Source organism: Pseudonocardia sp. NPDC046786 (assembly GCF_040645415.1).
Classification (GTDB): Bacteria; Actinomycetota; Actinomycetes; order Mycobacteriales; family Pseudonocardiaceae; genus Pseudonocardia; species Pseudonocardia kongjuensis.
This window is the reverse complement of the sequence record NZ_JBEYYF010000050.1, coordinates 1-10,123: the sequence shown is the minus strand read 5'-3', so window position 1 is coordinate 10,123 and position 10,123 is coordinate 1. Positions and strand designations below refer to the sequence as shown.

Genomic DNA, 10,123 nt, shown 5'->3' with positions numbered 1-10,123 from the left:
ACGCCGCGCCGACATCCACCTCGGCTTCCTCCAGCTCGCCTGCGCGCTGATCTGTCACCGCGAACTCATGAAGCCATTCTGAAACCATCTCTAAGTTCGGCCCCCACGTCCGCGAGCTGATCTGCCGCCTCGCCCGCACCCCGCCGCAGCAGGCGGGACTGCCGTTCACCACCTGGAGCCTGACCAAGCTCGTCGAGCACCTCGTCGCCGCGCACCGGGTCGTGATCAGCACCGATACCGTGCACCGGATCCTGCGAGCCGCCGGGGTGCGCTGGCAGGCCACCAAGACCTGGAAAGTCAGCCGCGACCCACAGTTCCGGGAGAAGATGGATCGGATCCTCGACCTCTACGACCGCTCCGCGGCCGGTCAGCTCCCCGACGGCGCCCGCGTTGTCTGCGTCGACGAGTTCGGGCCCCTGAACCTGCAACCCCGCCCAGGCCGCGGCTGGTTCCCCACCAGGCGACCGGCCCGGCTCGCGCGACCTACAACCGCTATGGCGGTGTCCGCCACATGATTGCCGGGCTCGATCTGGCCTCTGGGCAGCTGTTCTACCGGCTCCGAGACCGCAAGCGCGCCACCGAGTTCCTCGAGTTCCTGCGCCAGCTCCGAGGCCGCTTCCCGGTCGGGCGACTGTTCGTGGTGTGTGACAACTTCTCCCCGCACCGCAAGGCCACCGTCGCCGCCTGGTGCGCCGATCATGACGTCGAGCTGGTGTCCACCCCGACCTATGACTCCTGGCTGAACTGGATCGAGTCCGAGTTCACCGCGCTGCGCTACTTCATCCTCGACGGCAGCGACTACCCCTCCCACGCCGCCCAGGAAGCCGCGATCGCCGGCTACATCCGCTGGACCAACAGACACGCCACCCCGAAGCGACACTTCGCGCCCGAGTCGAAGATCCGCCGACCCGATTACCTACCGAACGTTGCCTGACGAGGCACTAGGTGCGCGAAGCCGTAAATAGGCGTCCGGGGTTCGCGGTCATCAGCTCTGCCGCCACGTCGGGCGTCACTCCATGACGCTCCAGGCGAGGCAAGAAGAGCTTTGGGATGTAGCCGAATCCGTTCCCGCCATTGCAGGTTAACATGCTCTTGGCGGCCACATCGTGGCTCAATAGTATTCGTGCGGAGTACCCGTCCCGAATTAGTCCGGCAACCGCGGCTGCGGTCTGGTCAGGGGCGGGAGACTGACCTTCCCCAGGGTAATGGAACGGCATCCCGATCATGTCGAACTCGAGCCAGACGCCATGATCGGCAACGCCGCGCTGGTATTCCACGTCATGGCCAGACGGATCCATGTGGCACATGACGACCGCCGCAGGGGTAACTCCCTCCTCGCCCAGCACGATGTCGAGTACCTCGAAGGCTCGACGTTGCCAGCCCGGCAAGTGGATCATGAGCGGGACTCCGAGCTGGCGTTGGGCACGAGATGCAGCGCGCAGCCGGAGCTTCTCCGCGTCAGTGAAGTCAGGTGAGACCCCGATCTCCCCGATGACTCCAGGCGCAAGTCCCGTGTCGCCGACTCCGTCGGTGAACTCGGCCAGGAGCTCCTCGGTGAGCTGGTCGGCGCTGGCGGAGGCGGTCCTGCTGTCGTGAAATCCGTGGACATACCAGCCGGAGCCCATCACGACGTTGATTCCTGACCTGTCGGAGATCTCTCTGAGCGCTAGAGGGTCCCGCCCGAAGTCTCCGTTTGTGCAATCGACGACTGTCCGTCCGCCTGCCTCACTGAAGTTCCCAAGTTCGGCGGCTGTGGCGAGCGGGTCGTCCTGGCACCCGTTGTCAAAGCAGCAAAACGGACGGTCGGCAAGTAGCCAGTTCATCGACGGACTGACGGGGGTGCCATACAGCTTGCGTTCGGCGGCGCCCTCGGGCGGCGTGAACCGCTTCGTGAAGTCGAAGATGAGGTGCTCGTGGGTCAAGGTCATACCAAGCTCGTCAACCGATACGGGGCCTCGAACCGTGTTCACCTGCACGGCCTGGTCGGCTACCGCTGAAGCCATGTGGGTTCTCCTTTGTGTCGGGATCGGCCGGGCGCCGGCCCGGACTGGATGCCGCGCCATCGTCGATCCGGGGAGCTTGTGCCGCACGTGTCGCTAACGCCTGGGCGGTGCGGCCGTTGTCTACTGCCGTCCCACGGTGGCCTGCGTCCGCCTGACCGTGCCGTCAACCTCGAGGTTCGCGTCCTGTGAACACCTGTAGATAGGGCTACGCGCGGTTCGGCCGCAGCGCACGGCCGGGGTTCGCGAACCCACAGCCGCGGCTGCAACGCCGCGCTGTGTGCTCGTCAGACGCCCGCCGCCGGCGCTCGATCGGTTCAAGACTGAGCTGTCGATCACGGTGTCTCCGGTGGTGGCTATGGATTCGGTCATCTAACAGGATGGAAACGTTCTGAGTCTTGCTGTGACGCAGCCTACGTCGCTATGGTCACTCCGCAGCGTCTGACGCCACGGAGGTAGATCTGTGCCCGAGGAGTAGAAACGATTCCTGTCTCTGGCTTGTCGGGCGCCTTCGGGACGGGAACCACAGAAAGCGACATGGCCTCGACCGCTCGCTCTAGATCGCGGTCGGCGAGCACTCGGCTGTTCAACCCCGGGGGGCAGCGGAGATCGGCACGCGGAGGGCGTCCGCCGCCTGGGTCAGACGGCGACATGTCATTCGGCGTGGGCCAGCACTCGCTGCCCTGGACTGAGAGGACGACCACATGGCTACCTCCCTCGGGGAGCTTGCTCCCCTCGAAGGCATCAAGCGCTGGGCCTTCGTGGAGAGGGCTCTGCGGCTTCGGCTCGCGTCTGCCCTTCCAAACGGGGCGATCAATGTCTCGCCGGCGTGGTTCGTCGTTGCAGACGAGACCGTCTATGTGCCTCTCGACCCGACCCTCGGTGATCCGGGACAGAGCACGACCCCTGACGCCCGCCACATGGAGATCATCGACGCGGGTGGGAGGGTGTCCGCGGTGATCGACGAGGGGGACGAGATTTCCAACGTGCGTGCGGTTCAGCTTGAAGGGACAGCCAAACAGGTTGACGATTCGGAGCTCGTCGAGCAGCTCCTGAATCTGGTGGCTGAGAAGTACTTCCACGTCGGTCACCTGCACCTCGAGTACTACTTCAGCGCGGGTGCAGTAGCCGAGCGGCGTTGGTACCGGATCATTCCTGAGCGCGTCGATGGTTGGGATATGCGTGAGCTGCCTCAGCCTCCGATCCAGGAACGCCTTCGCTTCCCTGACCACGTGGTGAACGGAAGCTGATTCCTTCATCGAGGCCGGCCTGCTCGGATCGAGCGACCGCCTCCATGGCCCCGACGACGGCAAGGGTGGGCCGCTGACCACCAGTTGAGCGACTTACCACCATCCGCTTCATGACCACGGAGGCGGCGCGGGCGGGGCGAGTCAACGAGCACAGTCCTCGGCTTGGTCCGGGTTCGCCTCCGACCAGGCCCCCTACCTGTAGGCATACGATCAGGAGAGTTGACATGGGCGATTCGTCCCTGTGGCGCAACATCATGGTGAACGTCGATAGTTACAAGAACGCGCACTACGGGATGTACCCGGACGGCACCGAGTACGTCTCCAGCTACATCGAATCACGTGGCGGCCGCTTCCCCGCGACACTGTTTGTCGGGCTCCAGGCCTTCCTGCGCGAGTACCTCACTCGGCAGATCACCCTCGACGACATCCACGAGGCCGAGGCCGTGCACCGGCCGATGGGCATCCCGTTCAACCGCCAGAACTGGATCGACCTGCTCAACGACCACGACGGCTACCTCCCAATCGAGATCGAGGCGGTCCCGGAGGGCACCGTTGTCCCGACCGGCAACGTCCTCGTGCAGCTGGTCAACACCGATCCGCGTTACCCATGGATCACCGGCTTCGTCGAGACCGCCCTGCTCCGGGCCGTCTGGTACCCGACCACGGTCGGCACCCTGAGCTGGACGGCCAAGCAGCTGATGAAGGGGTTCCTGGAGCGCACCTCCGATCATCCCGAGGCAATCCGCATGTACCTGCACGACTACGGCAATCGCGGCGTCAGCTCGCTGGAGTCGGCCGGTCTCGGCGGAATGGCGCACCTGGTCAACTTCGACCAGACCGACACGGTTCCCGCGTACGTCGCCGCCCGGCAGTGGTACAACGCGGCGGCCCCGAACGGCAGTGCCGTCTTCCAGGAGCATTCCACCGTGGCGGCCGCCGGCAGGGATGCCGAGGCGGACACGTTCCGCAGCCTTCTGAAGTTCCCCGGGGTCGTCGTGGCCGGCCTTCTGGTCGACACGTTCGACCACGGCCGGGCGGTCAACGAGATCCTCGGCAAGGAGATGCACGACGAGATCAGCCAGTTCCAGGGTCTCGTCGCGGTGCGGTGCGACTCTGGCGATCCGATCAAGGTGCCGGTCGACACCGTCGAGTCGCTGATGGACAGCTTCGGACACGAGACCAACGGCAAGGGGTTCAAGGTCCTGCCTCAGAACATCCGGGTGATCCAGGGCGACGGGCTCATCCTCGACACCTACACCGCGATCTACACCGAACTGGAGGCGCGGGGCCTGGCCGCGGACAACGTGCTCTGCGGGATGGGTGGCGGCCTGCTGCAGCAGGTCAACCGGGACACGCTCAACTTCGGTTTCAAGGCCAGCGCTATGCGCATCAACGGCGAGTGGCGAGAGACCGTGAAGGCCCCGACTGGCAGCGCGATGAAGCGGTCGAAGGGGGGCCGGCTCGCCCTCCGCTACACCGACGGCACGTACTCCACCGTCCCCCGCGACTCCATCCCGGCGGAGGAGAACCAGCTCGTGCCGGTCTTCCGTGACGGCAAGATGCTGCGCCAGTGGGACTTCACCGAGCTCATCGAGCGGAGCGAGCGGCCGACTCCGGAGAGCTACTACTCGGGCGTCGTACAGGGAGTCGCCGGCGTGCACTGAGGCCGGCCGCTGCGGGACCGACCCGTGCTCCCCTGGGTCGGTCCCGCCCCGTGCGACCCAGCCTGCCCATCAGGTGCGCGGCCGACCGCTCGATCACGGTCCCGAGCGCCAGGGCGTGCTCGGGGATGGCCGGGTCGGTAGAGCTGCGAGCGACCTCGGACTTCCATTCGGCAAGACGCTCGACCTACGATCCCGTCGGTCGGGAGCGTGTGGCCGGAGGACGAAAACCCGCGGATGACGTTTCCGTGGTTGCGATGTTCTCGGTTGAGGAAGAAGCTACGATATTGGACCCTCTGATATGACCATGAATACAGTTCTGCTGGCCGGAGCAGATGTTCCACCGATCGGCCAGGGCACCTGGCGTATGGGTGCGGACCGCCCGGCCGAGATCACCGCCTTGCGGGCCGGTATCGATCTCGGAATGACCGTGATCGACACGGCCGAGCTCTACGCAGACGGGGCTGCAGAAGAAGTCGTCGGTCAGGCGGTGCGTGGCCGTCGCGACGAGGTATTTCTGGTCAGCAAGGTGCTCCCGCAGAATGCGACCACCGAGGGCACGGCCGCCGCATGCCATGCGAGCCTCAGGCGCCTGGGGACCGATAGGCTGGATCTCTACCTGCTGCACTGGCGCCGTGAGGTTCCCCTCGTGGAAACGGTGGCCGGGCTCGAGAAGCTGCACGAGGAGGGTTCGATCCAGGCCTGGGGGGTCAGCAACTTCGACCTGCACGATCTGGAGGACTTGCCGGAGGGCGCCGTCCCTGCCTGCAATCAGATCCTCTACAACCTCACCCGTCGCGGTCCGGAGGCGAATCTGTTCCCCTGGTGTGAGAGCGTGGGCGCCACGATCATGGCCTACTCGCCCGTCGAGAAGGGAGCGTTGCTCGATCACCCCGACCTCCGCCGCGTGGCGACAGAGCGTGGAGCTACCTCGGCGCAGGTCGCGCTGGCCTGGTCGGTCCGTAGCAGGCGCGTCGTCGCCGTTCCGAAGGCTGTCCGGCTTGCCCATGTCAAGGAGAACGCTGCAGCACTGGACCTCGAGCTCACTGACGAGGAACTCGAGGTCCTGGATCGCGCCTTCCCGGCGCCGGGTGTCGTCCCGCTCGAGACGTTGTCCTAATCTGGAAAGGTCTTCGTCTCCATCGGCCCGACGGTTCGGTGATTCGTCTCTGTCGAGTGACGCCTGGCCCAATAACCCTTGTATGCGTCCCGCGGGCATCGTCCCGTGTGGCCTTCCCGTGAAAAGAGAGCTCATGCCACAGAGCCCAGGTGCCGACATGTCGGGCCATGGCCGACGTCTGCATGTCTTCGACATGGACGGCACCCTCCTTCGAGGTGCCGCTACGATCGAGCTGGCCCGACACTTCGGGAAGCCCACCGTCGGTCAGGACATCGAGTCTCGGTGGCTCGCTGGCTCCATCTCGGACCAAGAATTCTGGCAGATCTTGCTCGATATTTGCGCCGAGGCGACCGAAGCTGATCTCGACGCTGCGTTTCAGAGCGCCTGTTGGATGACAGGCATCGTCGACGTCTTCACCGATATTCGTGCCAGAGGTGAGATCGCGATCGTCATCACACAGTCCCCGGCCTTCTTTGCCCGCAGGCTGCAGCGTTGGGGTGCAAGTGAGACCTACGGCTCGGACGTCGAGGTCGGCCGGCCGCTGCCGCCTTCCGCCACCCTGTTACCGGAGGACAAGGTAGGGATCACGAAGGATGTTCTGGGCCGACATCGTCTGACGGAGCATGCATGTGTTGCGTACGGCGACTCGTCGTCCGATCTCGACCTGTTCGCTTGGCTACCGCACGCCGTCGCGGTGAACCCGAGCCCAGCCGTAGCCGAGCTGGCTTCGGCAAGTTACGTCGGCACCGACCTCAGAGAAGCGTACTCGATCGGGCGTGGCCTGCTGTCGGACGACTGACGTCGACACGACCTGAAGAGGATCGCTCAAGCAGCTGACGCCACAGCATGGCAGAATAGTTTCTGGTACCGCCGGGACCGGGAGGAGGCAGAGTGGCTGATGAGCCACGCGGACCCGCTGGCTGACCCCGGCGTTCGCTACTTACTGAATCGACGCCGCAGGCCACACGGCAGGTCTTGAGTCGGCGTGGTCCCGGACACGGCGAGGTGCTGGTGTCGGACATGATGATCAGTTGGGAAGCCCCGGGCGACCGCCACGATCGAGCCCGTTGCTGCTCCCCGTACGCAAAGGATCGATTCGCATGAGCGCGCGCGGGTCACACTTGAACGTCTTGGTCGCGGGGGAGTCCTGGGTCAAGCATACCTTCGATGTAATCGTCATCTCTGACATCGGGTCGACCTCATTTATTCCTCCGGACGAGACGTTCTTGCGTTCAGAGAAGTCGCCAAACCGGCTTGGGCTTGTGGCCGAGTATGCGGGCCGCGGCGGGGGTCTCGTCATGATCGGCGGGTACCTGTCGTTCACCGGTATCGACGGCAACGCCCGCTACGGCATGAGCCCGCTTGCGGACGTCCTGCCGGTCACGATGCTTCCCCACGACGACCGCATCGAGATGTCCGACGGGCTGAAGGTCGACGTCGTCGAGCCGGGACACCCGATCCTTGGCGGCACGCCCGCGGTGTGGTCGCCGCTGCTGGGCTACAACCGATTACTGCCCAAGCCGGGTTCCGTGGTGGTGGCCCGCGCGGGTGATGACCCGATGCTGGTCACCGGTGAGTACAGGGAGGGTCGGGCGGTCGCATTCGCCTCGGATCTCGCCCCGCACTGGGCGCCCCCGGAATTCGTGGAGTGGGTGCACTACCCCGCGCTCTGGACCTCGATACTGGCGTGGGCCGCCCAGGCGGCGCCAGGCGCGCACGTGACAGACTGATGACGCGGTCCGGCCGTACGCGTAGGCGGCCCACCATGAAGGATGTCGCCCAGCACGCTGGTGTGTCGGTGAGCACGGTGAGCTACGTGCTCAACGACTCGGGCCCGGTCGCGCCCGAGCGGCGCAGTCGAGTGCTCGATGCCGTGCGGGTCCTTGAGTACACGCCCAACGAGTCCGCCCGGAACCTCAAGCTACGCAGCACCTCGACGATCGGCATGGTGGTGCCGGAGCTGACTAATCCCTTCTTCGCGATGGTTGCCGAAGGTGTGCAAAGGGTGGCATCGGAGCGAGACGTTCTGGTAGTGCTGGTCGTGCCCGATGCCTCGGGGCAGCCCGAGGAGAAGCAGGCAGAGCTTCTACGGAGCCAGCGGATCGACGGCGTCGTCTACCTATCGGGGACCGGGTCGATGCCTGCGTCGCTCTACAGGCTGGCTCGCTCCGGTCCCGTCGTGCTGGTCGATGAGCAGATCTCCGGTATGGATTTACCTGCGGTGGTCTGCGACTCCCGGAAGGGAGCTCGCGAGGTTGCCGCGCACGCCCTGGAGCAGGGGCACCGGCGGGTGGCCGTGATTGGCGGTCCACCGTCGCTCTGGACGTCCCAACAGCGGCTCGCGGGCTACCGAGAGGCGTTTGCGGGAGCAGGACTCGACCCAGATTCGGTACCGGTCTTCCCCGGCGACTACCGACAGGCCACGGGCGAGAAACTTGCGGCGACAGCGCTGGAGTCCGACCCACGGCCGACGGTGCTGCTCTGCACGAACGACCTCATGGCGATCGGCGCCATGGAGTACTGCAGACGAGTCGGTCTGCGGGTCCCCGAGGACGTGAGCATCGTCGGGTTCGACGATCTCCCCGTCTCCGCGCTGCTCACGCCCAGGCTGACCACCGTTCGCCAGCCCGCGCACGAGATGGGGTCCCGCGCGGCGTCGGCACTGTTCGATCTACTCGAGAACGACGAGTCCGAAGCACTCGGTGTGCTGCAGGCGACCGTGCAGCTACGCGAATCGGTGTGCCCTCCGACGAAAGGCAAATGACCGCCCGGGTGCTCGTCGTCGGCGCCGTCAACATCGACGTCTCGGCCGGAAGGGGGAGAACCGGATCGCCGTCGGTGCCGGGGCGAACGCCGCCGTCGATCCGGCGGCAGTCCGAATGGGCCGTAGCGCTGGCAGCTGGCTGGGCGGGCTGTGTGCTCGTCAGTGCTGAGACCACCCCGGATGCGGTCGTCGCCGCTGTCGAGAGTGCTGCTTCCCCACCCGGGTGGTGACGTCTGCTTGCTCCTATGTCAAGCGGCGGTGTCAGCGTCCTGTTGCGGCTGTGAGCAGCGGTCGAGGTCGGCGAGTGAGCAATGCTTGAGACCTGTGGATGAGCCGGGATGGGTCGTACCCTCCCGATCATCTTGAAGCCCTCAAGCAAGGCCGGCGCGCCAACGCCGGTCGGGAAGGTACGACCCGTGCTCACCGTAGTTCCTGGAGCTGGCGACGCTGAGGATCCCCGCCCGGATGAGGGCCCTGCAGGCGCGTCGCTGATCGATGAGCTGGTTCGCGAAGGCGCCCGCCGGATGTTGGCCGAAGCGTTGCAGGCCGAGGTCGACGACTACATCGCCCGGTTCGCCGACGAGCGCGACGAGCGGGGCCGGCGGCTGGTGGTCCGCAACGGCAGCCACCATCCCCGCGAGGTCCTCACCAGCGCCGGGGCGGTCGAGGTCGTCGCGCCGCGCGTCAACGACCGCCGCACCGATCCGAACACCGGCGAGCGGGCCCGGTTCTGCTCGGCGATCCTGCCGCCGTGGTGCCGCAAGACACCGAAGATCACCGAGGTGTTGCCGCTGCTCTACCTCCACGGCCTGTCCAGCGGGGACTTCGTGCCCGCGCTCGGGCAGTTCCTCGGGTCCACGGCGGGGCTGTCCGGACCGGTGATCACGAAGCTGACCGAGACCTGGCGTGCCGAGCAACGCGCCTTCGCCGCCCGTGACCTGTCGAGCGTGGACTACGTCTACCTGTGGGCCGACGGCATCCACGTCAACATCCGCCTCGAGGAGCACAAGCTCTGCCTGCTGGTCATGATCGGGGTGCGTGCCGATGGTCGCAAGGAACTCGTCGCTCTGACCGACGACTACCGCGAGTCGACCGAGTCCTGGGCCGACCTGCTGCGTGACTGCGCGCGGCGTGGGATGCGCGCACCCGTGCTCGCGGTCGGGGACGGCGCGCTGGGGTTCTGGGGTGCGTTGCACGAGGTGTTTCCCACCACGCGGGAGCAGCGCTGCTGGTTCCACAAGATCGCGAACGTGCTCGGTGCGCTGCCGAGGTCGGCCCATCCCGGGGCGAAGAAGGCCCTGGCCGAGATCTGGAACGCCGAGGACCGC

General features: G+C 66.0%; 10 protein-coding genes. 9 read left to right on the top strand and 1 reads right to left on the bottom strand.

Going from position 1 to position 10,123, the window contains the following annotated elements; all coding sequences use genetic code 11:
- Positions 1 to 221: 221 nt before the first annotated feature.
- Both ABZ881_RS30480 and ABZ881_RS30475 read left to right on the top strand, forming a co-directional pair.
- Positions 222 to 515, top strand: coding sequence for a hypothetical protein (locus ABZ881_RS30480; RefSeq protein WP_358489437.1), 294 nt, complete (start codon positions 222 to 224; stop codon positions 513 to 515).
- Complete coding sequence (locus ABZ881_RS30475) at positions 512 to 934, top strand: transposase (protein WP_358489435.1); 423 nt, start codon at positions 512 to 514, stop codon at positions 932 to 934. The genes ABZ881_RS30480 and ABZ881_RS30475 overlap by 4 nt, the downstream gene beginning before the upstream one ends.
- A gap of 7 nt (positions 935 to 941) precedes the next feature.
- On the opposite strand, the gene ABZ881_RS30470 is transcribed toward ABZ881_RS30475, so the two are convergent.
- Entirely contained in the window at positions 942 to 2,003 is a 1,062-nt protein-coding gene (locus ABZ881_RS30470) for a phosphotriesterase (protein ID WP_358489433.1), read from the bottom strand.
- 701 nt (positions 2,004 to 2,704) lie between these two features.
- On the opposite strand from ABZ881_RS30470, the gene ABZ881_RS30465 reads away from it, so the two are divergent.
- The 7 genes from ABZ881_RS30465 to ABZ881_RS30435 all read left to right on the top strand — a co-directional run.
- Positions 2,705 to 3,250 (top strand): pyridoxamine 5'-phosphate oxidase family protein, encoded by a 546-nt coding sequence (locus tag ABZ881_RS30465; protein ID WP_358489431.1) that lies wholly within the window; start codon positions 2,705 to 2,707, stop codon positions 3,248 to 3,250.
- Positions 3,251 to 3,360: 110 nt separating this feature from the next.
- Positions 3,361 to 4,914 (top strand): nicotinate phosphoribosyltransferase, encoded by a 1,554-nt coding sequence (locus tag ABZ881_RS30460; RefSeq protein WP_358489429.1) that lies wholly within the window; start codon positions 3,361 to 3,363, stop codon positions 4,912 to 4,914.
- A 304-nt stretch (positions 4,915 to 5,218) separates the two neighbouring features.
- Positions 5,219 to 6,031: an aldo/keto reductase gene (locus tag ABZ881_RS30455; RefSeq protein WP_358489426.1), complete on the top strand. Its 813-nt coding sequence runs from the start codon at positions 5,219 to 5,221 to the stop codon at positions 6,029 to 6,031.
- Positions 6,032 to 6,188: 157 nt separating this feature from the next.
- Positions 6,189 to 6,830, top strand: a complete 642-nt coding sequence (locus ABZ881_RS30450; protein ID WP_358489425.1) for a haloacid dehalogenase-like hydrolase — start codon at positions 6,189 to 6,191, stop codon at positions 6,828 to 6,830.
- 301 nt (positions 6,831 to 7,131) lie between these two features.
- On the top strand, positions 7,132 to 7,761 hold the full coding sequence (locus ABZ881_RS30445; protein WP_358489422.1) for a glutamine amidotransferase: 630 nt from the start codon (positions 7,132 to 7,134) through the stop codon (positions 7,759 to 7,761).
- Positions 7,761 to 8,795 carry a LacI family DNA-binding transcriptional regulator gene (locus ABZ881_RS30440; RefSeq protein ID WP_358489420.1) on the top strand — a complete coding sequence of 345 codons (1,035 nt, stop codon included), beginning with the start codon at positions 7,761 to 7,763 and terminating at the stop codon, positions 8,793 to 8,795. Before ABZ881_RS30445 ends, ABZ881_RS30440 begins: the two co-directional genes overlap by 1 nt.
- A gap of 488 nt (positions 8,796 to 9,283) precedes the next feature.
- Positions 9,284 to 10,123, top strand: an 840-nt coding sequence (locus tag ABZ881_RS30435; RefSeq protein ID WP_358489439.1) for an IS256 family transposase, incomplete at its 3' end; no start/stop codon positions are given.

Bases quoted from the DNA above. Each gene is read 5' to 3' on its own strand.
- ABZ881_RS30450 (WP_358489425.1), top strand. From the start codon at position 6,189: ATGTCGGGCCATGGCCGACGTCTGCATGTCTTCGACATGGACGGCACC.
- ABZ881_RS30445 (WP_358489422.1), top strand. From the start codon at position 7,132: ATGAGCGCGCGCGGGTCACACTTGAACGTCTTGGTCGCGGGGGAGTCC.
- ABZ881_RS30475 (WP_358489435.1), top strand. From the start codon at position 512: ATGATTGCCGGGCTCGATCTGGCCTCTGGGCAGCTGTTCTACCGGCTC.
- ABZ881_RS30440 (WP_358489420.1), top strand. From the start codon at position 7,761: ATGACGCGGTCCGGCCGTACGCGTAGGCGGCCCACCATGAAGGATGTC.
- ABZ881_RS30455 (WP_358489426.1), top strand. From the start codon at position 5,219: ATGAATACAGTTCTGCTGGCCGGAGCAGATGTTCCACCGATCGGCCAG.
- ABZ881_RS30470 (WP_358489433.1), bottom strand. From the start codon at position 2,003: ATGGCTTCAGCGGTAGCCGACCAGGCCGTGCAGGTGAACACGGTTCGA.
- ABZ881_RS30460 (WP_358489429.1), top strand. From the start codon at position 3,361: ATGACCACGGAGGCGGCGCGGGCGGGGCGAGTCAACGAGCACAGTCCT.
- ABZ881_RS30465 (WP_358489431.1), top strand. From the start codon at position 2,705: ATGGCTACCTCCCTCGGGGAGCTTGCTCCCCTCGAAGGCATCAAGCGC.